The organism is Acinetobacter sp. (assembly GCF_039596015.1).
GTDB lineage: Bacteria > Pseudomonadota > Gammaproteobacteria > Pseudomonadales > Moraxellaceae > Acinetobacter.
This window is the reverse complement of the sequence record NZ_JBCNKN010000003.1, coordinates 304,336-328,699: the sequence shown is the minus strand read 5'-3', so window position 1 is coordinate 328,699 and position 24,364 is coordinate 304,336. Positions and strand designations below refer to the sequence as shown.

Genomic DNA, 24,364 nt, shown 5'->3' with positions numbered 1-24,364 from the left:
TTCAGCCTCCCCGTGCGTCAAAATTAATTCGAGGATCAATCACTTGATACAAAATATCGCCAATCAGCCTTAGCAATAAACCAATCAAAGTATAGATAAATAACGTCCCAAAAATCACGGGATAATCTCGTTGCACAACGGCTTCAAACCCAAGAAACCCCAATCCATCTAAATTAAATAAGATCTCGATAAACAGATTTCCTGCAAAAAAAACACCGACCAAAGCTTCAGGTAAACTTGCAATGACTATTAACATCGCATTACGAAAAATATGCCCGTACAACACACGGTTTTCACTCAGACCTTTTGCTCTTGCTGCCAACACATATTGTTTATGCATTTCTTCCATAAACGAATATTTGGTTAAATAAGTCAGGCTGGCAAAGCCGCCTAGCACCATCGTCAACAATGGCAAAGCCATATGCCAAAAGTAATCGGTGATTTTCCCCCATAGACTCAACTGATCAAAGTTTTCCGAGACCAATCCTTGCAGGGGAAACCACTGAAAATATGAACCACCCGCAAAAAAAACGATCAACAATACCCCAAACACGAAACTTGGCACGGCATAGCCAATTGCCAGTAAAATTGATGTTGTCCGATCAAACCACAAACCATGTTTTTTGGCTTTTTGAATCCCCAGCGGAATCGACACCAGATAAATCAATAAAGTACTCCATAACCCAAGCGAAATGGTGACAGGCATTTTTTCCCAGAGTAATTGCGTTACGGGTTTATCTTTAAAAAAACTGATACCAAAGTCAAAATGCATATATCCCGTAAGCATTTTCCAAAAGCGTAAATACGCGGGTTGGTCAAACCCATATTGCGCCTTAATTTTTTCAACCATTTCGGGGCTTAACCCTCTTGCCCCTTGGTAATGTGTATCTGTGCTCGGTGAGGTTTCTGCACCTGCTATCGTTTTCCCATTTTGATAACTTTCTGCTTGTTGAATGGTTTGCTCAACAGGGCCACCCGGTGCAATTTGTACGATCAGAAAATTGACCAATAAAATAAAGAATAATGTTGGAATAATCAGCAAAAGCCGTTTCAGAATATATCCGCCCATCACCACTCCTTATTTAATGCTGGCGCAAATATTGGGTTATTTGTTGTTGTGCTTTGGGATCTGACCACCAATAGTCAATCCCTGCTGAGAGTTTCGGTTTAATCGCGGGCTGGCGATACATATTCCAATAGGCATACCATGTTTCGCCCTTTCCATAAGTCAAAATTTGATAATACCCCGCACGTAACAACCGATCTAACGCATGGGTCGCAACAATCAACTGTTGACGGTCTTTGGCATGAATCACATCCTGTATCACTGCATCTATGACAGGGTTTTTAATGCCCGCATAATTATAATTTCCAATCTGGTCTGCCGCAGCACTGCCCCAAAATTGGGTTTGCTCGTTGCCCGGGGTTAAACTTTGTGGCATGGCATTGGTGGTTAAATCAAAATCATAACGGCGCATACGTTCTAAATATTGTGGTACATCGACCTGACGAATATTTACCTGAATCCCTAATCTTTTAAGGTTGCGCACAAATGGCATCAATGTCCGTTGTAAACCATCCTGATGAATCAAAAACTCAAACTGGATCGGCTTGCCTTGATGATCTCTCAATTGACCATTTTCAACCCGATAGCCAGCCTTTTGTAACAACTGATGGGCAATAATCAAATTTTTACGGTTAAAACCACTGGCATCTGACACAGGATAACGCCAATCTTGCAATACACCTTGACGCATGATCGGATCTAATTGATTTAATTTAGGCTGTAAAATTTTGAGTTCAGCCGCATTTGGCTTGCCTTTTGCCTCAAGTTCACTGTTGGCAAAATAACTTTGTAAGCGCTGATATTGTCCATAAAACAAGGCCTTATTTTGCCATTCAAAATCATAAGCATACGATAATGCCTGACGCAAACGAATGTCATTTAAAGGCGCACGGCGGGCATTAAACACAAAACTTTGTGTCGTAATTGGATTGTGGTGTGCAAAACGATATTTGACAACTTTACCCGAAAGCACAGCAGGGAAACGGTATTCCGTGACCCACTTACGAGCCATGATTTCTTCATGAAGGGTATATTGACCCGACTTAAAACCTTCAAAAGCCGTATCAATATTTCGGTAATACACATATTTAAGCTGATTAAAATTATATCGCCCCCGATTGACGGGTAAATCTTTCGCCCAGTAATTTGGATTTCGTTTATAACTGATGCTACGCCCTGCATCAATACGGTCAATCAGATAGGGGCCAGAACCCAAAATGGGCTGTAAGCTGACTCGACCAAAATCTTTATGTGCCCAATCCGCCTTAGAATACAGCGGTAAAGTTGCCAAAATGACGGGCATATCAGGGTTATTTTTAGATTTAAACGTACACTTTACAACATATTTAGAAATCACCTCAGTTTTGGCTAAATCGGCCAAATACATCTGCAAACCAAAATTCGACTTGGTTTGATAGGTGTCAAAACTGAATTTCACATCTTCTGCGGTAAGCGGTTGACCATTACTAAACCGTGCACGAGGGTTTAACTGGAAAATGACAAAATGAATTTGTTCAGGGTCAAAAGTCGCGGTCTTCGCCACCAAAGGATATAACACACTAGGTTCATCTAGTGAGCTACTCATCAGGCTATCAAAGAGATAGTTCACCCCATCGGTTGAACTTCCCTTACCGTTCATACTGTTTAGATTATCAAATGTTCCATTACTGGCCTGTACCAAATACCCCCCTTTGGGTGCATTTGGGTTGGCATAAGGCATGGCGGGTAAAGCCCGATATTGTGCCGAGCTATGAATCGCAATATAAGGTGTTGTTTCCAGCTTTGCAGCTAAATTCTGACTTATAAAACCCAGTATTCCCAATACAACATAATAGACTTTCACCCGACCACGACCTTATCCATCTGCGTTATAAATTAGGCACTTTTAAAGTTGTTCCCAAACGCAATTGCGAATTTGGCTCTAGGTTATTCATCTCGGCTAACTGTTTGACATCCATATCATATTTAGCTGCCAAGCGAATGAGTGAATCCCCTGATTTAACTTTATAAGTTGTCGTCTGCTTAGGCACACTAATTTTTTGCCCACGGCGCAAACTCGACTTTGGCGTCAAATCATTCATTTCAGCCAACGCTTTAACACTCAAACCATAACGATTTGCCAAACTTGTTAATGACTCCCCTGCCTGAACCACATAAGTTTCTGTGTCTTTTGTCGATACAACAGCTTTGGCTGTGTTGGTGGCCGCCTTCACCTCCGTCTTTGCAGAAGCATCTTCTTTTAACTTTAATGATTGACCAATTCGCAATCTGGACGATGCTGTTAAATCATTTAACTCTGCCAAATACACAGTTTTTAAGTGATATTTTTTTGCAACAGTTGCGAGCGTATCGCCCGGTTTCACCACATAACTTGTCGCATCTGCGGCGTCATCTGTACTGCTACTATTGCTATCATCACTTGGCAAGTCACCTGTTAATTTCAAATGCTGTCCAACACGAATTCCCGATGTTCGAGACAATCCATTGAGTTTGGCAATATAGTCAACGGTTAAACCATATTGAGCTGCAATACTTGAAAGATGATCACCACTTTTAACCGTATACACATCTGGTACAGTCATCCCCTCAGGTATTTTCAACGTTTGCCCAACACGAACTGAACTATTGGTGCTTAAATTATTCAGTTTGGCAAAATCACCTAAAGACATTTTCGCTTTTGCAGCAATACTGCTTAAGCTATCACCATGTTGAACTTTATAACGTTCAGTCTTAATCTGTTCCTTTTCTACATTATTGCTCTGTGTACTTGCTACTGATGCATCTGTTTCTGGAGTCACTTCATGCAAAGGAACATGAATCTTTTGTCCCGCCATCAACGAACTTGAAGGTGTTAATCCCGAAGTTAAATCAGCCAATTCCTGATTTGACAAACCATAGCGGTCTGCAATCATTTTCAGATATTCACCACGTTTTACCACATAAAGTTTGGTTTTAATTTTTACCGCTTTAGTGGCATTGGTCGTTGTATGGCTACGAGCATTTTCCGCAGTTGGCTTTTCTACCTCTGGCGCTTTTAAACTCAGCTTCTGACCAACAAATAAATTACTGGTCGTGGTTAAATTATTCCAGTCCGCCAGTTGTTTTACGGTAAATCCAAACTGATTGGCAACCCCTGTCAAACTATCATTGGCTTTGACCACATAACTCTCTGGTTTTGCGGCTTTTGTTGTCGTTGAGGATGAACTATTACTGCTCTGAGGTTTTGCATTATACAAATACAGGGTTGTTCCTGCATACAAAGGTGCATTTGGATCAATCTGGTTCCATTTTGCAATATCACGCCATGACACACCATTTTTCATAGCAATAATGGCAAGTGTATCCCCAGAAATCACGGTATAAGTGCTTCGTTGTCCCTTCGGTGCTACAACCACAACATCCGTATCTGTCTGGATATAGTTTTTGTCTTTATTACGCTGTACATCTGGAGATGTTTCAGGTGTCGATTCCACAAGTTGTTTTGGATAAGAGAAGCTTTTGCTCACTTCCTTACCTTCATTTTCAGCAACTGACAAACTGGTTTGAATTGCTGTTAACTTAATCTTGCCATCGTATGGATCAACAATCTCTGTTCCAGCAGGTGCAATTGCTTTAATTTCATTTACAACTTGCTGCTTTTCCTTGCTCGATGCAACAGGGTCAACCACCTGTTTCACTGTTTCGTTCTTTAAATCGTCAGAACGAATTTCAGCCTGAATACGCTCACGTTCTTTGAGTGAAATAGGAGGCTCTACCGCAATTGGCTTTTTCACCGTGTTTGCTGTTGTCACAGCAACAGGGATACGTGGTGCACTCGGAACATCGGCATTATTAGCAAACATTGCCAAAGCATTGGCGTCCTGAGGTGTTTGCTTATGTGCACCTGTACTGACATTATTACTGCTTGGACGACTGATTACTGAAGCAACATTGGCACTATTCGATGTTGTCGCTGTAATCGGTGGCGGTGTTGTTCTGCTTGGTGTAAGCACCGTACCAGAAGATGTCGCTCGTGTTGCTGTGGTCACAGAAGTTGATGCCTTCGGTGGCGTCACGCTGCGACTACCTGCCCAAAATCCACCTGTTGAACCCGAATAACCACTTTTCAACGCCATCAATTTTTTATCAATTGCAGGGCTGACATCTGAAGGGACTAAAATTCTTGCAGGGCTTGCAGGATCAATAATTTCACCACGATAACCCGGGTTCAATGAATATAACTCTGTACGGCTTAAGCCTGTCAAATTCGCAATATCACTCAAAGATGCGCCCGCAGGTACCTTCACTTCACGGAAATGGGGACGGTTTGCAATTGGTGGTAACACGACACCATATGCCCGCGGATTTTTCACAATCTGAGCAACAGCTAAAAACCGAGGAACATAGTTCATGGTTTCTGCTGGTAATTTTAAAGACCAATAATCTGTTGGCAAGCCTGCTGCTGCATTTCGGTTAATCGCCTGTTGTACACGCCCCGGCCCCGCATTATAAGCAGCTAAAGCCAACTCCCACGATCCAAACTGATTATATAAACTGCCCAAAAATTCATAAGCTGCACGTGTTGATTCGACAACATCACGACGTGCGTCATAAGAACCCGTCTGCTGCAAACCGTAAATACGTCCAGTACTTGGAATAAACTGCCATAAACCCGCTGCCGATGCCGAACTGGTGGCTGCTGGGTCGTATGAACTTTCAATCACAGGTAAAAGCGCTAACTCTGTCGGCATACCACGGCGTTCTGCTTCTTTTACGGTATGATATAAATAACGGCTGGCACGAGCACTTAAACGATCTAGATAGGGTTGGCGAGAAACAAACCAGTTACGCTGTGCTTCAATTCGTGGATCCCAACGACCTTCATCCATTTTAAAACCAACGGTCATACGCTTCCATACGTCACCATGTTTTAAAATAAGCAGTCGGTCTCCCTCTACCGCACTCATATCCGTTGCTGAAAGTAAATCTTCCAATGAGTCCAAAGAAGATGCATCAAGATAGTCCCCACTCCCCATATTTTTGGACTTTGTAGGATGTGTTGTTGTAGTTGAGCTACATCCTGTCGTCAATGCCAAAGCGGCAATTGTTGAACTTAAAAAAGAAAGTTTAAAAAATTGCGGTACAGGAATTTGCCACAATGCTGTGGTTGGTTTAAACATATACGGTTCCAAACAAAGTCGTGATAATTGTAATATTCACATAGAGCCATTGTATTAAAGCGTGCTCATCAGGCAAGGCCATATGCTATGCTGATTTGGACATAAATGTTACAAGAAATTAAAAAATATCAGCGAATGCACGAATATTACGATTTTGGGTTTAGAATATTACGTTTTCTTTTAAAATTGAGTTTGGGTTTTGTATCATGTCACAGACAATCACACTATATGTTGATGGCGCTTGTCGCGGAAATCCTGGCTTAGGTGGTTGGGGTGCATACATCATTTATGATGATACCAAACAAAAACTATATGGTGGTGAACTCAATACCACCAACAACCGTATGGAACTAAAAGCCGCAATCGAAGGTATTCGTGCATGTCCAGCCGATGCACATTTAATTATCTGGACAGACTCCAACTACGTTAAACAAGGCATTACCGAATGGATTCATGGTTGGAAAAAGAAAAACTGGAAAGATGTCAAAAATCCAGACCTCTGGAAAGAACTCGATCAGACCTGTCAGGGGCGCGACATTGAATGGCACTGGATTAAAGGTCATGCAGGTCATGAAGGCAATGAAATGGCAGACCATTTAGCCAATTTAGGCGCAGACCAAACACGAGATCAACACAAAAACAAAGAGGCCACCATGCAAGATATAAAAAAGTCTGAATCTGACTGGCTACTGGATGATCCTTTTGGTCTGGATATTGGCACAGACACTGAATCAGAAGATGACCCTCTGATGGCTGAAACATCTGAAGAAACAGAAGAAGTTCTAAATCACCAACAAGAGTCCACTTCGCCATCAGTGCAGGAACATAGCGAACATCCGCACATTAAGCTTACTCCTGCAACGCTTGAAGTACATGGACAGCGTCAACTGATTCTAGATACAGAAACCACAGGTTTTTACTATCAAAACGATGACCGAATCATTGAAGTAGGCGCGATTGAAATGATCAATCGTAAACTCACAGGTAGTTCTATTCATATTTATATCCGACCTGAGAAACCTGTCGGTGACTCGGTTGAAATTCACGGTATTACCGATGAATTTTTAGCGGACAAGCCTGTCTATGCAGAAATTGCCGCAACGCTATTTGACTATTTAAAAGGCGCTGAAATTATTGCCCATAACGCAACCTTCGATATGAACTTCCTTGATATGGAGTTTCAACGCGCAGGATTGCCAACCCTATCATCCGTCTGTGCAGTGACCGATACCTTAGCACTAGCAAAAGGTAAACACCCAGGACAGAAAAACTCACTTGATGCGTTGGTTAGACGTTATGAGATTCCGGCACGTGACCGTACGTACCACGGCGCATTGCTAGATGCCGAGATTTTATCCGACGTTTATTTAGCCATGACGGGCGGGCAAGTTTCTTTTGATATGGATGCCCTTTCCCATGCCGAACAAAACTCAGGAACATCCGCACAAAGACTTGCACTTGATCTCAGCCTGCCAGTTATTGAACCCTCGGAGGAAGAACTCGAAGCGCATAACCAGTGGGTGGCAAAATATCAGGAGAAACACGGAGAACCTTGTTTCTTTGGAAAATAAATTCCTGTGAAAAGGCTTTAACTACCTCTATATTTAGTTATATGATTGCCAAAGTCGACTGGAATATTTTGTCCTTTCGCAACACATGACTTAATCAAAAAATAGGGGTAGATTAATGTCTTATCAATCAGCGATTCATTTCGATCCAACCGCATTACTGATTATAAAAAATGAGATCGATAACTCAATAACACATGTAGAATCGGCTGTAACAACATTGGTAGAGGAACAACAGTTACCATTTGGAATTGATGATGCTTTATTGCAGTTACGACAATGCGCCAAAATTTTACAACTTATTGATTTGCCTGTTTTAGCACAGATCACACAATATAGTGCTGAACTCATGCACAATGTGATTCGTGATCCTCAGCAGATTAAAAGTTCTGATGTTGAATATTTAAGTGAAGGTTTGGCAACGTTAAAGCGTTACATCGAATTTAGTTGCCTACAACAGGTCAGCATTCCACAATTTTTGCTTGAAACACGCAACCATTTAGAACTGGCACTCAACAAACCACTGACACGTGAGGGTCATCAGGTTGAGGCGTTACTTGAATGTGTACAGCCTAACTTCACACCAGCACCTGTGTCCAAGCCTGAACTGAGTGATTCCGTTTATCCACTGTATAAACTCTGTTTACTTCATGCCTGCCACCAAAAAATCAATCCACTTGACTACATTGGGTTTCAACTGGTCGGGCAGCATGTGGCATTTTTAGCACAAAGCACAGCCAGTCAGACCTATTGGGGCTTAGTCAATATTGCCTTGCGACACTTGGCAGAAAGCCGCATGACGCAACCTCGCCTACGTGTACTCATTCAACTCGAAGGTCAAATCCGCCAATTGCTTGATAATCCTGCTGCATTTACCTCAACCATTAGCGAACTTGCAGACATTATCGGTATTTGTATTTCTCAAGATCATGCTGAAGCAGAACAATTACGCTCTCAGCTCAATTTGCATGATGATATTTTGTCAGACAATCAATTGCATCTGTACTACAAAAAACTGTTTGGGCCTGATCAAACAACCATTCAAGCAATCTGTAGTTTATTGAGCGACGAAATTACTGCGCTGCGCAAAGATATTGAATTTAACTATCTCAGTTTCAGCAATGACCGTTTAGGTGAAATTAAACAACAACTACAGTCCATTGCACGTGTTTTTCATGTACTAAACATGAATACAACCGCAGAGCAAATACAACAGCCATTAGCACAACTGTACAATGCCCAAGCCCTGCAAGATACCGATGTTGTACAACAATTAATGAATAGTCTGTTGCAAGCATTGAACGATTTGGGTTTACTTAGTCGTCAGTACCAATCGGACTTACTGCAATATCACGTGCATAATACTGGAATTGCCCTCGACCGTTTAGATAATGCACACGAGGTTCTGGCACAGGAATTAAAAGCGCTCATCGACCTTTCTAGCCAGAATCTAATGAATTATGCACAAACTCAAAATGTCGAATACCTAGAAAACTTACCTAGCCAATTAAGAGAAATGTCAGGTGCACTTTTGTTTATGTTAGATGGACCAAAAGCACCACAAGCATTTTTAAACTGTGCCAGTTTTGTTGAGCAATACGTTACACAACAACAACCCATCAGCACCCAGCAAATCCAGTATATTTTAGATGTTTGTGCAAGTGCCGATATGCTATTGGAAAGTCGTGCAAATCATCAACCGATTATGCAACGTATGTTTGATGTCGCGCTCGACCATAGTCAAAAACTACAAAGTGCCGCTTAAATCATGTCAGAGCTTTCTCTCGCCTATATTTTCCACGAGCAACAACTGCTTGTAGATGATCAAATGCAACTTCCTCAAGTCGAAAAACTTGAGGGAGACCTAAGTTTTCAGTCGGGTGATCAAATCATTGCCCGAGATCTAAAACAAGGTGAACTCATTCCTGAAGGCTTTAAGTTTGTGCCGATTCGCCAACTGATTGCCCAATGGAGTGCCACCCAATTTGAGCAGGCCAGTCGTGCCATGCAATTGCTCGAATGGCGACGTAATCACCGCTTCTGTAGTCATTGCGGTGAACAAACAGAAATTCACCCAACCGAATACTGCATGGTGTGTCAGGCGTGTGGCTATCAACAATATCCACGCATTAACCCCTGCATTATTACCATCATCACCAAAGATGACCAAGAAGTTTTGCTGGCTCAATCTGCCAAGCATCAGGGCGATATGTACAGCCTGATTGCAGGTTTTGTCGAGGTAGGTGAAACGCTCGAACAGGCAGTTGCCCGTGAAGCATTTGAAGAAGTGGGCGTTCAGTTAAAGAATATTCGTTATCTGGGCAGTCAGCCGTGGCCTTTCCCAAGCAATTTGATGTTGGCATTCCATGCTGAATATGCAGGTGGAGAAATTCAATTACAGGAAGAAGAAATTCGCAGTGCGCAATTTTTTGCCTACGATCAACTTCCTGAAATTCCAAATGTCGGCAGTATTGCCTATAAAATGATTATGCATATCACTCAAGAAAAAGCGCTTTAAGCAGCGCTTTTTTTCATAAGCACCTGATCTAAATGCGATAAAATCACCTGTTTGGTGTCAAAATATGGGCTAAAAAAGCTGGAAACACTTCCAATGAGGGTAATATGCCCTGTTTTTGGAACGCTATATATTTGGCTTTTATTGCCCTTTTCCAACAATTTCTGATGCATATCTAAAGTATTACTGTTCGCCACCATACGGTCTTTTTCTGCTAACAATAAAATATGCTGAATTTGATTGTGCTCAACAAAATAATACGGCATCACGTCCTGATAAGGGATATGTGGGTTAAACGCCTGCTCTAGATAAATATCGCCCTGATAATCAAAATGATATGGCCCTGCCAACCCGACGATGGCCTTAATCTGCTGTTTACATTCCAACAAATACGCCTGTGGATGGTAAACGGCTGACATCACATTAAAACCACCCGCAGAATGTCCCATCAATATCACATGTTCTGTTGATATCTCCAGTTTGTTTTGCTGTTGATTTAAATAATTCAATGCCAATACCAAGTCATCAATATAACTTGGAAAGATATATTCAGGCGCAAGTCGGTAGTTAATAATCGCGACATCAAAGCCTTCTTTGGCAAAGCTTTCACCAACAAAGAGATAGTCTTTTTTATCCCCACGCGACCAAGTGCCACCATGAACAAAGACAATCAGTGGGCGCTCCTCTCTCGGAACCAAACTACGATACACATCTAGCCGATGGCGTGGGTGATCTCCATAGGCTAGATCTTCTTGTAACTCAAAACTCTGCCGTGAAGTCATTCGGTTTAACGATGAACTGGCTAAGTCATAGATACGAAAATCAGACAATCGGGTTTTTGCCTGTTGTGCAATGTCATTTAGATATAAAGAAAAGCGATTATTGAGCTGCATTATTCTGCTCGTTTGCAGGTGTTAAAGGCGGATTATTTGTATAAGGTGTAGTCGTTGTCGTCGGTGACATTTTGTCTGAATCTACCGCAACAGGCGTTTGCACCCCAGAAGAATTTAATAAATTACTACGACCACTCTGATCAATATTATCCACCAAAGTCACAATTTTAGTAACATTCCCCACTTGCGATAAGACATTGTTTAAATCATTAATTTCTGCGGTATTTAAACGCCCCATGACATACAACACACCATCTTCGGTATGTACTAAAACTTTACTGTCAGAAATTACAGGTGCTTTGGCAATTAAAGCACGGGTATTTGCTGTTACAGTCGCATCCTGCATGATGGTGCTATAACTAATCTGGTTACCAACAGTAATATAATTATGTACGGCTTTTACATCGCTCATGGCTTTTACATTATCTTCAGCCAATTGTTTTAAAGATGCATCAGGGACTTGTCCTGTGAGCAATACATTACTATGAAAGCTCTTAATATTGACCCGAGATTGTTTAAATCGCCCATCTAATTTATATAAATTAATATTTGCTGTGCGCTCAATCGACTTATCAATTAAAATCTGCCCTAAAGAACGCTCACCACTTTCTGTTCCTACAGGTGTCGTTCCAGTTCCTCCTGCAACAAAACTCGCACATCCAGATAAACTTGCGGCACATAACAATGCCAACATAATACGTTTAGACACTCAGAAAAACTCCTTAAAATGGCAATTTTTTCAATGTTTCAAACATTTGTTTAGATTCTGCTCACAGCTTACAGAACGCTCAATCTAAAGTAAATGCGCTTTCAATCCAATGTAAATCATAAGTGAGCTGTGAAAAATCTTGCTGTATCTTTTTTGCAATTTGTTGCGTAAATTGGATACAAACGGCATCAAATCGGCAAGAATACGCCTGATATTGTGGATAGCAAGTAAGAAAATACATTGCTGTTTTAATAATTTTTCGTTGTTTCTGCGGGGTGATCATTTCCACGGCTTCGCCAAACTGACGATTAGAACGTGCTTTTACCTCGACAAAAACCAACTCATCTGCCCGTCGCAAAATTAAATCAATTTCACCAAAACGTGAATGAAAATTTTGCCACAACAATTGAAACCCTTGTGCTTGTAAGTATTGAATGGCGTGTTGTTCCGCCCATTGTCCTATTTTTTGTGATGTTGTCATTTTTGGCTGATCCTGACTCTGTTTCGCATTTATACCTCGGGCAGATAAAAGTAAAAGCGCTGCACCAAAGCATGCAAATGCAGTACACTACACTTTTTGGTTTCTCTCGGAGGTTGTTATGAGTGCCCAGTTATTTGTTGTTGCTACCCCCATTGGGCATTTAGATGATATGACCTTCCGTGCAATTGATGTCTTAAAATCGGTGAGTTTAATTGCGGCCGAAGACACCCGCCAGTCTGCACAGCTTTTAAAACATTTTAATATCAATACGCCGCTGACTGCCTGTCATGATCATAATGAATCAAATAAAATCAATCAATTAATTGATAAATTAAAAGCAGGTGAAAATCTTGCACTCATTAGTGATGCAGGTACACCACTGATTAGTGATCCTGGTTTTAAACTGGTTCGTGCGGCACAAGAACATGGTATTCGTGTTGTACCAGTTCCTGGTGCTTGCGCTGCAATTGCAGCTTTAAGTGCAGTGGGTTTACCGAGTGATCGCTTTAGTTTTGAAGGTTTTTTACCCTCAAAATCATCCCAACGCTTAGCACAGCTTGAAAAACTTAAAGACGAAATGCAAACCCTGATTTTTTATGAAGCACCACATCGTATTTTAGATTGTGTCAAAGATATGCTTCAGGTTTTTGGCGCAGATCGTCCTGTTGGTTTTGCCCGTGAAATTACCAAAACTTTTGAAACTATTAAAAAAATGACGCTTGGTGAGTTGCTTCATTTTGTTGAAAAAGATACCAATCAACAAAAAGGTGAAATTGTCGTGGTTGTAGGCGGTGCAACCCAAGAAAAAGACCTTGAACAAGACAAACTAGACGAGTTACTTAAACGTCTACTACAAGATTTATCTGTAAAAGCCGCTTCCCAATTGGCAGCGGACTTAACAGGCATCAAAAAGAAAATTGCCTATCAACGTGCGTTAGAACTGACTGCTGAAGACGAATAAACAATTGGAGGTGTTGTAACAACTGTTTGCAACACCTTTTATCATGCCAATAACCATAATGTCCCAATCACAACACCCATATGCGCAATTTGAACAAGCGAAAAATAAAGCGCATATTTTCCACCACCAGAAATAATGGCATTCACGCATTTTGAAACAGCATGCACGGCCAAACCAATCATAAATGCCACCAGATAAATAGACTGATTTGCTGTCGGACTACCCTGCACCACAATGGCTGTAAGCGCTGCATGAACCTCAAAAAGTGAAGATAGTGCAGTCCCCACAATGAGCCCTGCTTTTCCTAGCACTAAACTCAGCCCATACACCACAACCTGAATCACGGTCAGTGCAACTACAATCATACTGGCTTGTTTTAGACTGAACATTTGGCTATCTGCATTCAGCTCAGTTGGTGCTGTTACGGATATTTCATTTTTCGCCATTTTCATCAACCAAAACACACCGCTACATAACACGATAATGCCCAATAAAATCGGCAATGTAATCTGTTTAAGCCATACCCAGTTGATTCCCGCGACAATCAACAACAGTTGTACCAATGTTGCAACACATGACGCTAAGGCCGCGCAGGCATAACCTTGAGCCAACTCGGGTCGTTTACGCACCTGTAGCCCCAAACTGGCAATCGTGGCGGTACTCGAAACAAAACCTGAGGCAAAAGCAGATAAAAGTAAGGCATTTTTCGAGGACAATAATCGTTTAGCCAAATGTGCCAATGACTGCACCACTAAAATAAGGATGAGCAGTCTTAAAATCAGATATGGATTGAGCACATTTCCCCACAGCGGCTGATTTGGCATTAACGGTAAGGCAATTAAAATCAGTGCCAACAACAAAATGCCATCTTTTAATTCGGCATCCGTCACCCACTGACTGGCAAATCCGTGTAAGGATTGTTTGGTGAACAATACAATGGTAATCACAACGGCCAGACTAGCTGCAATAGCAATATTCCACCAGCACATCGCCCCAATAAAATAACTCAGAATCAATGCAAATTCGGTGGTTGTACCAATGTCATCCTTTTGCGACCACAGTGAATACACCACGATACAACCCACAAGTATCGCACCGACAATCCCCACTTCAATCCCAAATGAAAAACAAACGGTTCCTAAAACACTGCATAACGCAAATGACCGCAAACCTGAAAAGATAATGGTTTTTTCCTGAAAATGATGGCGCTCTCGTTCCAAACCAATGAGCAAGCCACAACCTAAAGCTGTCGCAAAAATCATCAGAATTTCTTGAAAAGAATGTCCCGTATATAGCACATCCATATTGTTCACCTGAATTGTTTTTATTGTCGAATTTTTAAAAATGAATGGATTTAACTACAGCTTAATCTAATTTTATAGGTATCTCTAGTATCGAATAAAAAACCGCCACTCACGAATGACCTAATGGGCAAAAAAGTAGCATCATGTGCAATAAAAAAAGCACTGTTAAAACAGTGCTTTCTTGTTAGTCCTCTGCTGATTCATCTGGTGGAACTTCAGTAATTCGTCCACCACGTGCTAAAAATGCAGCAACTTCATCTTCTAACGCCTGACGCTGCTTCCGTTTTGCAGTCACAGTTAGGCTTTCAGCTTCAGCAAGTTCTGTATCAGAGAGTGATTCATCACTCTCTGATGCACCTTTTTCTGCAGCTTTCGCTTCATCTTCATCAACGGTCGCTTCATCAGCATCGTCATAATTATCGATATCGGTCATTTTCTACTCCCCAATATTGCTTTTATGGCTTTGAGTTCACACAGCTTTGCAATTAGGGAGAAATTTACCAATCAATTGTTCTGCCGCAAAGAGGGTTATGCAAAAAATTGTAAGTTTTTAACGTAATTCATCGATTTTTTAATCAATTTTTGTGAATTACACATAACGTGTCGCTTTTAAATGCATTAATCCATCTGCCTGCTGCATAAATAGGTCTTTTAAAAGTGGGGTTTGCTCAACCCATTTTAAGCCTTGATTTCGTGCCCAAACTAATGGTGTTAAAGTTGAACGCTCCAACCAGCCAATCATAGACATGCTGTGCATCATGGCTTGGTTTTGTCCTTTACGAAGATGCTCATAGCGGCGCAAGGTTTGTTCATGTGCCCAACTACCACGTGCAAGGTCATGTAATAACACATCACACAAAATTGCAGCATCCAGACAGCCAATATTCACCCCCTGACCTGCAAGCGGATGAATTACATGGGCAGCATCGCCCACCAACGCCAAGCCAGATTTGACATAATGCTGAGCAGAACGTGCCTTAAGTGGAAAATGTGCACGTGACTCAACGGCTGTAACCTCACCTAACATGTGCAGGCTCGACTGAGTCACCAATTTCATGAAGGATTCATCATCCATTTCGGCATATTCTTCGGCAATATCTTCAGGCAAACTCCACACAATCGACTGCCAATAACCTTGTGCTTGAGCATCCAAACTATACATTGGCAAATATGCCAAAGGCCCTGTCGGTAAAAAAATCTGCCGTGCAACATGCTGATGCGGCTGTGTGGTTTTAATGGCACAGCTCATCGCAATTTGATGATAATCCAAAATATCCAAATCAATCATGGCTTGATTACGCACAAAAGAGTTTGCCCCATCTGCGCCAATCACCAGTTTACTTTGTAAAACCGTACCATCTGCCAATTCAATTGACCAACCTTGCGGGATTTGCTCAAGTCGGGTGACTTTAACCTGTGTCCGATAATCTTTGACATGGCGTTGTAACTGCTTTTGTATTGCCAAGTTTAAAATACTCGGTTCAACCATAGAACCCAGCCATTGTTCACGAATCGGTTCTCGTTCACTTACCTGACCAAACACAATTTCGCCATAGCCATTCTGGTTCCAGACCTGCATGCCTGTGTACGGCATATGACGGGCAAGTTCATCCCACACACCAGCCTGCTCAAGTAAATGCATAGTCGCCTGACTTAAAGCTAAAACACGGGGATTTGGCTTTGCTAAAACCTGTGTCTGATCAAGAATTGGGGCAGCATCCAAAACCACAGGTTGCACCCCACCTTGTGCCAATAAAAGTGCCGTTAAACCACCGACCAATCCACCGCCAATAATCACCACATCATGTATTTGACTCATGCTTTTAACCCCATCGCATAGTTGGCAATCATCGGTTTTACTCCGGGAATGACATCAAAAGCGATTAAACCCGTATTACGAATAATTTTTAACAATGGATTGTTATTACTAAAGCCACGCACAATACTGTCACAGAATTTGATGACACGTTGCTGATCTTTCAGGCGTGCTTGTTCATAGGCTTTTAATACCTCTGGCTGTCCCAAATCATCAGACACCAAAAGCTGTTGAGTTAGAAAACGTACCAATACATCGGCATCCCGCAAGCACAAATTAAAACCTTGTCCCGCAACGGGATGCAAGGTATGCGCAGCATTGCCCATCAAAACTACACGCCCAACTGCCTGCTGATGTGCTAACACCTGTGATAATGGGAAGCTAAAGCGTTTGCCTGTTTTTTCAAACCGTCCTGCACGGTCACCATAAGTTTGCTGCAAGGCATCAAGGAAATGTTGATCATTTTCATCGCCCAACCATTCTTGTTCCGTGCCTTTTTTCACAGGCCACACCACTGAACGACGGTATTCACCTGGTAAAGGCAACAATGCCAACGGCCCTAACGGACTAAAACGCTCAAAACCAACATGCTGATGTGGCTTTGACGTTTGAACCGTGGTGACAATGGCAACCTGTTCATAGTCATATTCATCTACACCCACACCCAATGCTTGACGGCAAAATGAGTCTCGACCATCTGCAGCAATGAGTAACGAACTACTCAGTGATAATTTTTCTTCACCACGAGTCGCTTCGATATAAACCTGTTCCGCATCCTGACGAATAGATGTCACTTTGACACCATCAATCAGTTCGATTAAAGGCTGCTGATGTACCTGACTCAACAACACACGACCTAGCCATGCGTTCTCAATGACCTGACCAAAGCTTTCTACATTTTCCTGCTCGGCAACCAGTCTTGCTTTGCCAAAACTACCTTGCTCTGTAATGTGTACTTGTAAAATGGGTGTCGCATGTTGCTGTAATGCATCCCAAAGTCCCAATTTTTGATAGATCTGTACACTACGACGGGACAAAGCACTATTTCGGGCATCAAAACTAGAATGATAGGGAATCGTTGCCTGATCTTCATATTTAGGATAGCGAATCGCTTCAAGCAATTTCACCGAAATATTCGACTTCGCCAGCATTAATGCCAGACTAAGCCCAACCATTCCCCCACCGACAATGATTACTTGCTGTTGCATTCTCAAGACTCCTTATTTTTATGATCTTGGTCTTAATGGTGTTCCATTAAATGTTCAATATCATCAATGTTTTTAACAACGTCTGCCGTCAATACACGTGGACCTTGTGCTGTTGCAACGACATCATCTTCAATACGAATACCAATCCCACGCCATTTTTCATCTACAGTTTCATCATCTGGCGCAATATATAAACCAGGCTCAACCGTCACCACCATACCTTCTTCATAGGTACGCCAGTCGCCATCGACTTTATAGATCCCAACATCATGCACATCCATCCCTAACCAATGCCCTGTACCGTGCATGTAAAACTGATGATATGTTTCTGTTTCAATAAGCTCCGACAATTCGCCCTTTAATAGCCCTAAATCCAGTAAACCTTCAGTCAGGATTTTGACCGCCACTTCATGTGGTTCACGGTATGAATTGCCTATACGCACTGCATCAATCGCTGCATATTGCGATGCCAATACCACTTCGTATAAGGCCTTTTGCTCTGCTGAAAACTTGCCATTAACAGGGAATGTACGGGTAATATCTGACGCATAAAGCTCATATTCACATGCTGCGTCAATCAACACCAAGTCACCATCTTTTAAAACTTGATTATTTTCAACATAATGCAAGATACACGCATTTGCACCACCACCTACAATACTGTTATACGAAGGCACACAGCCATGTTGACCAAAGATATAATTCAATTCTGCTTCTAATGCGTATTCCATTATCCCCGGATGAACATTTTGCATGGCACGAGTATGCGCTTTTGCACTGATATTCGAGGCAATTTGCATCAGCTCAATTTCTTGCGCCGATTTAATCAATCGCATTTCATCTAAAATACGGTCAAGCTGAATCACTTGTGTAGGCGAACCGTGCCCTTTTCTCTGCTGAGCATCAGCTTTTTTTAACCACTGACTGACTTTGGCATCAAAATCTGCCTGATGCCCAATGCGATAATACAGACTGTTTTTGTTTAATAATTTCTCAACAATTTCTTCATCTAACAGGTCAATTGCATACGCTTCATCGGCTTCATAATCTTCAATTGCACCATCAATCCCTGCCCGATAACCATTCCAGATTTCCATTTCACGGTTGCGTTCACGGCAAAACAGGCTATATGAGTAATCATCGGCTGACTCAAATGTTTCAATCACCGCCACAGCTTCAGGCTCTGCAAATCCCGTCAGATAGAAAAAGCTACTATCTGCACGAAACTTATAATCTGCATCACGGTTACGATACGCCACAGGGCTTGTCGCAATAACCATAATGCTATTGGCACCCATTTTTTGAGCTAGTCGTGTACGGCGTTGTTGAAAATCAATTTGAGTTAATTTCATGATGTTCTTCTTTCAAATAATTGAATTACTATGACTCAATACGAATGTGTTCCCCAACACAAAGAAGGGGAACCTCGCAATACAACTTAACTTGGACGATGTGGGGTAAACATTTCAACAATCGCAGAACCTGTCTCCGATTGCGCTTTTGTATCCACAGATCGGTTTTTCAACAAAGAACTTTCTTCAACGGTTACTTTTTTACGACCAATCGATAGGCTTACAGGAATCAAACGTACAAATTCATACAATTCCTGATAGCCCATTTCCCCTTCTTCATCGTCATCTGAATCTTCAAATTCAACCGCAGCAACATCCTGCAAATGACCAATCTGTTCCATTTCATCGTTTCGGATATGCCCTGAAGCCAATCCAAAACCAAGCACCACGCCTGCACACCAGTCTGCCAGTGCCAGTACACGCTCCCGAAGTGGATGATCGTCATCAGGTAACATTGGTAAATAGTCTAGTTCATCTTCAGAAAGTGCATGTGAAACATCTTCACTTTCATCGGTCAAAATATCTAATGCGGTATCGTCTAATGCAGGTACGCTAAGCGTGGTTAGAATCTCCTGCCACGCTTCACGGCTTGGTGGTTCTGTCACACAAACTATACCTGTCAACAACCCATGTAACTCACTCGGGCTTGAAATTTCTTCAATTTTTGAAAATTGTTGTTCCCATTCGGACCAACCTGAAATATCGTCTTGCATTCGTTTATCCAATCTCTATACTGCATATATATTACCTTTGTTTGCAGCACTGTGCGACCTTGTTATGTTAGAAGAATTAAAGCGCCTTCAAGCGCATCTTGCAGTTTTAAAAACTCGCTTAGCACATTTTGAAAGCGAAAATAGCACTCTGGTTGCATCCCAAACGCAATCAGAAGAGCAGCATCATGCCCAAATTGTGCAAAAAAATAGCATCATCACCCAAAAGCAAGATGAGATAGATCGTTTACAAGACAGTTTAAGCAATGTTCAATCGAAATATCAGCAGTTGAATCAAGATGCAACCACACTGGCAGATCGTTATAACCGTTTAGAAAAAAGCTGTACCGATTTAAAAAATCGTTTTCAGGAAATTTTAAACGAACGCAACGAATTACGCGTTGCCAAAGAAAAATTGATCAATGATCAACGTCATACCCAACAAGAAATGACTGAGCTTAAACAGGAACGTGAACGGTTAATGCAAAAAAATGAGCATGCCAAATCTAAAGTTGAAGCGATTATTCAACGCCTGTCTACTTTAGGTACAGAGCAAGATCATCATGCACAAGAAATCCAGCAACTTGCTCACCCGACTGAAACGAATGAGGATGTAACACCATGAGTGATGTTGTCACCGTCGAATTACGTTTAATCGAACAAATTTTTCGTTTGTCTACCACAACCGAAAAGAAAGCAGATCTTGAAAAAGCTGCTGAACTGTTAAATGATAAATTTCAGGAATTCCGCCGAAATGCACCACGTGTTGAACACAATAAACTGGTGATTATGGTTGCATTAGAATTAATGCAAGAAGTTTTGGCACTGAATAAATCGTTACAAGAATATGCGCACTGCGAACGAATTCTCAGCACAATTTTACAAGAGGTGGAAGAGATTGTGTAATTTGTAACACAATCTCTTCACGCATTAATTTTTTTGAATAAATCCTCAACACTTACTGAACATACCCTGTTGAAGATGATTTGCATTACCTCTGTTATTGGTTATACTAACTAAAGTCTCTGAGATGTTCGCCAGCCGGTCTGATTCCCCTGAGCCGATATCTATACTTTAGGATTACGTTCTGCGTATTTAGAGTGTATGCCTGCCCCGAGCAGGAAACCCAGCAAGTATGCGTCGTGTCCACCTTGAACTTTAGGGTTCAAGGGTAAAGACATGCAGCGGCATTTTGGAGCACTTTTTTTAGTTTAAATCTCTTCTTTATTCTCTAATTGATTAGCAAGAAATAGACCATATCACCCTAATCATGCCGTAGCACGATTAGAGCTTTGTCTATTTTATTGAATTTCAGCAATAATACTATCTGCCTGTAGCGTACTGTTCAGTTCTGCCAAATGATGAATGGTTCCTGTTCTATGTGCATAAATAGGAACTTCCATTTTCATAGCTTCCATGACACCAATCATTTCATCCTTTTGAACCTGCTGGTTCTCTGTCACCTTCCATGAACTAATGACTCCATTCATTGGCGCAACAACCTGATTTTCATTCGCCTGAGCGGTGGTTGTTTGTTTTTCAACAGGTTTGGTTGTAGATGAAAACTGGAGCAATGCCGCAGGTAAACCCACTTCATGTAAACGACCATCAATTTCAATTGGCCAACGCTGTAAACTATGCTGTTGATTATATTTACTGCGTATGAACGGTTCAAAATCTGCTTTTAAATCTTGTTCAATCCAGCGCGTATGCACAAGAAAAGTTTCACAAAAATCTTTTTGCTGTAAAACAGCCCGATGAAAAGGCAAGACAGATGCAATGCCTTCTATTTGAAATTGAGCTAAAGCCCGCCTTGCGCGCTGAATTGCAAGTTCACGCGTTGGGCCTGTAACAATTAGTTTTGCCATCAGTGAATCAAAATGACTGGAAACAGTACTTTGGTTTTCAACACCTGTATCTAAACGTATGCCAATACCCGATGGTGCTGTAAATTGGCTAATTTGACCAAAAGCAGGAATAAAGCCCCGTGCTGGGTCTTCAGCATTTATTCGAAACTCAATCGCATGACCTTGTGGTTTCGGTGTTTCCTGAATCGAAAGTGGTTGTCCTAATGCAATCGAAATTTGTTCGACAACCAAGTCGATTCCCGCTGTTTGTTCCGTAACAGGGTGCTCAACCTGCAACCGTGTATTGACTTCTAAAAAGGATAATTTGCCATCCCGACTCAATAAATACTCAACTGTTCCTGCCCCGACATATTGCGCTTCACGACAAATATTTGTTGCAGACTCAATAATCTGTTGATGTATATCTGCACTGACAAATGGTGCAGGTGCTTCCTCGACTAGCTTTTGGTTACGACGTTGTAATGAACAATCTCGCGTTCCGACCACAACGACATTTCCATGTGTATCAGCAATCACCTGTGCTTCTAAATGGCGTGGTTTATCCAAATATTGCTCGACAAAACATTCACCACGCCCAAATGCAGCTGTTGCCTCACGTACAGCAGACTCATATAGACTTTCTACATCCTCTAGTTTCCATGCCACTTTTAGGCCACGTCCACCCCCCCCAAATGCAGCTTTAATTGCAATTGGCAAGCCATTTTCTAAAGCAAAATGATATGCTTCCTTTGCATTTTTTAATGGTTCAGACGTTCCTTTTACTAACGGCGCGCCTACTTTAGCAGCCAACTTACGTGCTTCAATTTTATCACCTAGCTGCCGAATGCTGTTTGGGTTTGGACCAATCCAGATTAGACCCGCATCTAGCACAGCTTGAGCAAATTCAGCCCGTTCCGACAAAAATCCATACCCCGGATGTAGCATTGTTGCGCCAGCGCGTTGTGCTATTTCAATAATTTTTTCAATGCTTAAATAGGTTTCTTGTGCTGTTATTCCATTGAGTGCCCACGCTTCGTCAGCAAAACGGGTGTGTAAACTTTGTAAATCTTCATCGGCATAAATCGCAATCGATGGAATATTTAAATCTTTACATGCCTGAATAATACGAACCGCAATTTCACCCCGATTGGCAATTAAAACTTTATGTTGTTTATTCATAATAATTCATCCATAAATATTGAAACTTTTTTAAACTTAATCAAACAGCCTGAGGGAATTTGTGCAACCAAATCCAGATGATCATTCGCTACAGCACCAATTACAGGATAGCCGCCTGTTAACGGATGATCATTCATAAACAAAACAGGCTGTCCATTTGGTGGAACTTGAAGCGCACCAACGCAAGTACCCTCACTTGGTAATTCTTTTTCGACACAACGCTGCAAGGCATATTCACCTTTAAGTCTTAAACCAATACGATTAATTTCATTGGTCACAAGCCATGTCTGTTCAAATAACAAATCTAGACTTTCAGGTTTAAACCAGTCTGTTCTTGGGCCAAGAACAAAATCTAATTCAACAACATCACCTGCTTGAGGCAATGTCTGAGCTATCGATTCAATATCAGCAACGGCTTGCACCGCTAAATCAGCAACATGCACTTGATCACCAGCTTTTAAAGGTGTTGTTCCAAGTTCTGCAAGCGTATCAAAACTTGTACTTCCCAAAATAGGTTCTGCCGCGATACCACCTCGGATTGCAACATAATGACGTAATCCATGTGTAGGCTGTGTAATCTGCACCACATCCCCCTGATCAAGTGCAACTGCTTTTGAACAAGGTAAAAAACCCGATGTACCATCTGCATAGTCAACACAAACCTGACCTTGTGCACCTGTAATGGCAATCACCATAGGGGCTAAAATCTTGGCTTTAAATCCACCATTTAATATTTCGAGAACAGTAGCATTATCAGGGTTGCCCACACATCTATTCGCCAGACACATTGCACGTTTATCTAAAGCACCACCCACCCCAACGCCAAGAGAGAATTGTTGTACTCGTCCTTCATCTTGTAAAAGGGTTTGCATCCCCGATTGCAATATTTCAAGCACAGCTTCTCCTTGCTGAATATTTTTAGAGGACTTCCCAAATACTTTTGGGATATTCACAGTGACAGACTGTGACGTTCGATCACGAAAAATAATCTGATTTCCTGGCATTAAATGTGCTGGGAACTCACGGTGTACATCCCACATTTGCTCATACGTCCGTCCAATGAGTTGCCAACCACCGGGGCTTTCTTTGGGATAAACTCCACTATATTCACCCGCCAATCCAACCGAACCTGCTGGGATTTTTTTACGTGGAGACGCTAATCTTGGAACACTACCAAAGGGTTGATCTGGACGAATTAAATAGCCAAAACCAGGTGCAAAACCAATAAATGCAACCTGCCATGCTGCTTCGGTATGGCGCTGAATTACCTCTCGCGTACTCATTCCCAATAGTTCAGCAACCGATATTAAATCTTCGCCATCATATTGAACATCGATAATTACTTCTCGCCCTGCAACGATGTCATCACAACGAATTTTTTGTTGTGCAATCCAATGGGTTAATTGCTGTTGTTCAATCATCAATGGATTAAACTGAACTAAAATAGTTTTCGCAGCAGGAATCATATCGACAATGGCAACATGTTTTGCATGTTGTAAATGCCGAAATAGCGCCATTGTTTCCGTAAGATCACTTAACTCGATTAAAAAACTGTCCAAATTGACCGATAAAAAACGCATACATTATCCTATTTCT

20 protein-coding genes and 1 other RNA gene are annotated in these 24,364 nt (G+C 41.6%); 7 read left to right on the top strand and 14 right to left on the bottom strand.

The genetic code is table 11. The features are described from left to right. Position 1: 1 nt before the first annotated feature. Genes yejB through ABDV70_RS05070 form a run of 3 tightly spaced genes read right to left on the bottom strand, consistent with a single transcriptional unit; the run spans position 2 to position 6,225 of the window. The gene (yejB, locus tag ABDV70_RS05080) at positions 2–1,069 is read right to left on the bottom strand and encodes a microcin C ABC transporter permease YejB (protein ID WP_343595922.1); all 1,068 of its coding nucleotides are present in this window, start codon (positions 1,067–1,069) and stop codon (positions 2–4) included. A 13-nt stretch (positions 1,070–1,082) separates the two neighbouring features. Beyond that, entirely contained in the window at positions 1,083–2,888 is a 1,806-nt protein-coding gene (locus ABDV70_RS05075) for an extracellular solute-binding protein (RefSeq protein WP_343595973.1), read from the bottom strand. 46 nt (positions 2,889–2,934) lie between these two features. Continuing rightward, positions 2,935–6,225, bottom strand: coding sequence for a LysM peptidoglycan-binding domain-containing protein (locus ABDV70_RS05070; RefSeq protein ID WP_343595921.1), 3,291 nt, complete (start codon positions 6,223–6,225; stop codon positions 2,935–2,937). A gap of 206 nt (positions 6,226–6,431) precedes the next feature. Here ABDV70_RS05070 and dnaQ point away from each other — a divergent pair, with 206 nt between their 5' ends. The 3 genes from dnaQ (at position 6,432) to nudC (ending at position 10,311) form a co-directional block, all read left to right on the top strand. After that, entirely contained in the window at positions 6,432–7,796 is a 1,365-nt protein-coding gene (gene dnaQ / locus ABDV70_RS05065; protein WP_343595920.1) for a DNA polymerase III subunit epsilon, read from the top strand. 115 nt (positions 7,797–7,911) lie between these two features. Continuing rightward, positions 7,912–9,558, top strand: coding sequence for a chemotaxis protein (locus ABDV70_RS05060; protein WP_343595919.1), 1,647 nt, complete (start codon positions 7,912–7,914; stop codon positions 9,556–9,558). A 3-nt stretch (positions 9,559–9,561) separates the two neighbouring features. Beyond that, on the top strand, positions 9,562–10,311 hold the full coding sequence (gene nudC, locus ABDV70_RS05055; RefSeq protein WP_343595918.1) for an NAD(+) diphosphatase: 750 nt from the start codon (positions 9,562–9,564) through the stop codon (positions 10,309–10,311). Here nudC and ABDV70_RS05050 read toward each other — a convergent pair. The 3 genes from ABDV70_RS05050 to ABDV70_RS05040 all read right to left on the bottom strand — a co-directional run bounded on the left by ABDV70_RS05050 (position 10,308) and on the right by ABDV70_RS05040 (position 12,391). After that, entirely contained in the window at positions 10,308–11,201 is an 894-nt protein-coding gene (locus ABDV70_RS05050) for an alpha/beta hydrolase (protein WP_343595917.1), read from the bottom strand. The genes nudC and ABDV70_RS05050 overlap by 4 nt on opposite strands. Next, positions 11,188–11,910: a BON domain-containing protein gene (locus ABDV70_RS05045; RefSeq protein WP_343595916.1), complete on the bottom strand. Its 723-nt coding sequence runs from the start codon at positions 11,908–11,910 to the stop codon at positions 11,188–11,190. The genes ABDV70_RS05050 and ABDV70_RS05045 overlap by 14 nt, the downstream gene beginning before the upstream one ends. A gap of 79 nt (positions 11,911–11,989) precedes the next feature. After that, positions 11,990–12,391, bottom strand: coding sequence for a YraN family protein (locus ABDV70_RS05040; protein WP_343595915.1), 402 nt, complete (start codon positions 12,389–12,391; stop codon positions 11,990–11,992). Between the two features lie 118 nt (positions 12,392–12,509). On the opposite strand from ABDV70_RS05040, the gene rsmI reads away from it, so the two are divergent. After that, positions 12,510–13,352 (top strand): 16S rRNA (cytidine(1402)-2'-O)-methyltransferase, encoded by an 843-nt coding sequence (rsmI, locus tag ABDV70_RS05035; RefSeq protein WP_343595914.1) that lies wholly within the window; start codon positions 12,510–12,512, stop codon positions 13,350–13,352. A 41-nt stretch (positions 13,353–13,393) separates the two neighbouring features. Here rsmI and ABDV70_RS05030 read toward each other — a convergent pair whose 3' ends face one another. From ABDV70_RS05030 to ABDV70_RS05005, 6 genes are all read right to left on the bottom strand, one after another. After that, positions 13,394–14,656: an MgtC/SapB family protein gene (locus ABDV70_RS05030; protein ID WP_343595913.1), complete on the bottom strand. Its 1,263-nt coding sequence runs from the start codon at positions 14,654–14,656 to the stop codon at positions 13,394–13,396. 184 nt (positions 14,657–14,840) lie between these two features. Beyond that, a complete protein-coding gene (locus ABDV70_RS05025) occupies positions 14,841–15,089 on the bottom strand; it encodes a hypothetical protein (RefSeq protein WP_343595912.1) in 249 nt (82 codons plus the stop codon). 156 nt (positions 15,090–15,245) lie between these two features. After that, on the bottom strand, positions 15,246–16,475 hold the full coding sequence (locus ABDV70_RS05020; RefSeq protein ID WP_343595911.1) for an FAD-dependent monooxygenase: 1,230 nt from the start codon (positions 16,473–16,475) through the stop codon (positions 15,246–15,248). After that, the gene (ubiH, locus tag ABDV70_RS05015; RefSeq protein WP_343595909.1) at positions 16,472–17,680 is read right to left on the bottom strand and encodes a 2-octaprenyl-6-methoxyphenyl hydroxylase; all 1,209 of its coding nucleotides are present in this window, start codon (positions 17,678–17,680) and stop codon (positions 16,472–16,474) included. The genes ABDV70_RS05020 and ubiH overlap by 4 nt, the downstream gene beginning before the upstream one ends. Positions 17,681–17,712: 32 nt before the next feature. Further along, positions 17,713–19,032: a Xaa-Pro aminopeptidase gene (pepP, locus tag ABDV70_RS05010; protein ID WP_343595908.1), complete on the bottom strand. Its 1,320-nt coding sequence runs from the start codon at positions 19,030–19,032 to the stop codon at positions 17,713–17,715. An 86-nt stretch (positions 19,033–19,118) separates the two neighbouring features. Continuing rightward, positions 19,119–19,745 carry a UPF0149 family protein gene (locus ABDV70_RS05005; protein WP_343595907.1) on the bottom strand — a complete coding sequence of 209 codons (627 nt, stop codon included), beginning with the start codon at positions 19,743–19,745 and terminating at the stop codon, positions 19,119–19,121. A gap of 64 nt (positions 19,746–19,809) precedes the next feature. On the opposite strand from ABDV70_RS05005, the gene ABDV70_RS05000 reads away from it, so the two are divergent. The 3 genes from ABDV70_RS05000 (at position 19,810) to ssrS (ending at position 20,945) form a co-directional block, all read left to right on the top strand. Next, positions 19,810–20,367, top strand: coding sequence for a hypothetical protein (locus tag ABDV70_RS05000; RefSeq protein ID WP_343595906.1), 558 nt, complete (start codon positions 19,810–19,812; stop codon positions 20,365–20,367). Then, positions 20,364–20,648 (top strand): cell division protein ZapA, encoded by a 285-nt coding sequence (locus ABDV70_RS04995; RefSeq protein WP_343595905.1) that lies wholly within the window; start codon positions 20,364–20,366, stop codon positions 20,646–20,648. The genes ABDV70_RS05000 and ABDV70_RS04995 overlap by 4 nt, the downstream gene beginning before the upstream one ends. Positions 20,649–20,761: 113 nt before the next feature. Further along, positions 20,762–20,945: non-coding RNA, 6S RNA (gene ssrS / locus ABDV70_RS04990), on the top strand. 98 nt (positions 20,946–21,043) lie between these two features. Here the strand turns inward: ssrS and ABDV70_RS04985 are convergent. Both ABDV70_RS04985 and ABDV70_RS04980 read right to left on the bottom strand, forming a co-directional pair. Then, complete coding sequence (locus tag ABDV70_RS04985; RefSeq protein WP_343595904.1) at positions 21,044–22,768, bottom strand: biotin carboxylase N-terminal domain-containing protein; 1,725 nt, start codon at positions 22,766–22,768, stop codon at positions 21,044–21,046. After that, complete coding sequence (locus ABDV70_RS04980) at positions 22,765–24,348, bottom strand: 5-oxoprolinase/urea amidolyase family protein (RefSeq protein WP_343595902.1); 1,584 nt, start codon at positions 24,346–24,348, stop codon at positions 22,765–22,767. The genes ABDV70_RS04985 and ABDV70_RS04980 overlap by 4 nt, the downstream gene beginning before the upstream one ends. Positions 24,349–24,364 lie beyond the last annotated feature (16 nt).

Excerpts from the sequence above, each read along its gene's own strand:
- yejB (WP_343595922.1), bottom strand. The coding sequence starts at position 1,069 with ATGGGCGGATATATTCTGAAACGGCTTTTGCTGATTATTCCAACATTA.
- ABDV70_RS05070 (WP_343595921.1), bottom strand. The coding sequence starts at position 6,225 with ATGTTTAAACCAACCACAGCATTGTGGCAAATTCCTGTACCGCAATTT.
- dnaQ (WP_343595920.1), top strand. The coding sequence starts at position 6,432 with ATGTCACAGACAATCACACTATATGTTGATGGCGCTTGTCGCGGAAAT.
- ABDV70_RS05060 (WP_343595919.1), top strand. The coding sequence starts at position 7,912 with ATGTCTTATCAATCAGCGATTCATTTCGATCCAACCGCATTACTGATT.
- nudC (WP_343595918.1), top strand. The coding sequence starts at position 9,562 with ATGTCAGAGCTTTCTCTCGCCTATATTTTCCACGAGCAACAACTGCTT.
- ABDV70_RS05050 (WP_343595917.1), bottom strand. The coding sequence starts at position 11,201 with ATGCAGCTCAATAATCGCTTTTCTTTATATCTAAATGACATTGCACAA.
- ABDV70_RS05040 (WP_343595915.1), bottom strand. The coding sequence starts at position 12,391 with ATGACAACATCACAAAAAATAGGACAATGGGCGGAACAACACGCCATT.
- rsmI (WP_343595914.1), top strand. The coding sequence starts at position 12,510 with ATGAGTGCCCAGTTATTTGTTGTTGCTACCCCCATTGGGCATTTAGAT.
- ABDV70_RS05030 (WP_343595913.1), bottom strand. The coding sequence starts at position 14,656 with ATGGATGTGCTATATACGGGACATTCTTTTCAAGAAATTCTGATGATT.
- ABDV70_RS05025 (WP_343595912.1), bottom strand. The coding sequence starts at position 15,089 with ATGACCGATATCGATAATTATGACGATGCTGATGAAGCGACCGTTGAT.
- ABDV70_RS05020 (WP_343595911.1), bottom strand. The coding sequence starts at position 16,475 with ATGAGTCAAATACATGATGTGGTGATTATTGGCGGTGGATTGGTCGGT.
- ubiH (WP_343595909.1), bottom strand. The coding sequence starts at position 17,680 with ATGCAACAGCAAGTAATCATTGTCGGTGGGGGAATGGTTGGGCTTAGT.
- pepP (WP_343595908.1), bottom strand. The coding sequence starts at position 19,032 with ATGAAATTAACTCAAATTGATTTTCAACAACGCCGTACACGACTAGCT.
- ABDV70_RS05005 (WP_343595907.1), bottom strand. The coding sequence starts at position 19,745 with ATGCAAGACGATATTTCAGGTTGGTCCGAATGGGAACAACAATTTTCA.
- ABDV70_RS05000 (WP_343595906.1), top strand. The coding sequence starts at position 19,810 with ATGTTAGAAGAATTAAAGCGCCTTCAAGCGCATCTTGCAGTTTTAAAA.
- ABDV70_RS04995 (WP_343595905.1), top strand. The coding sequence starts at position 20,364 with ATGAGTGATGTTGTCACCGTCGAATTACGTTTAATCGAACAAATTTTT.
- ABDV70_RS04985 (WP_343595904.1), bottom strand. The coding sequence starts at position 22,768 with ATGAATAAACAACATAAAGTTTTAATTGCCAATCGGGGTGAAATTGCG.
- ABDV70_RS04980 (WP_343595902.1), bottom strand. The coding sequence starts at position 24,348 with ATGCGTTTTTTATCGGTCAATTTGGACAGTTTTTTAATCGAGTTAAGT.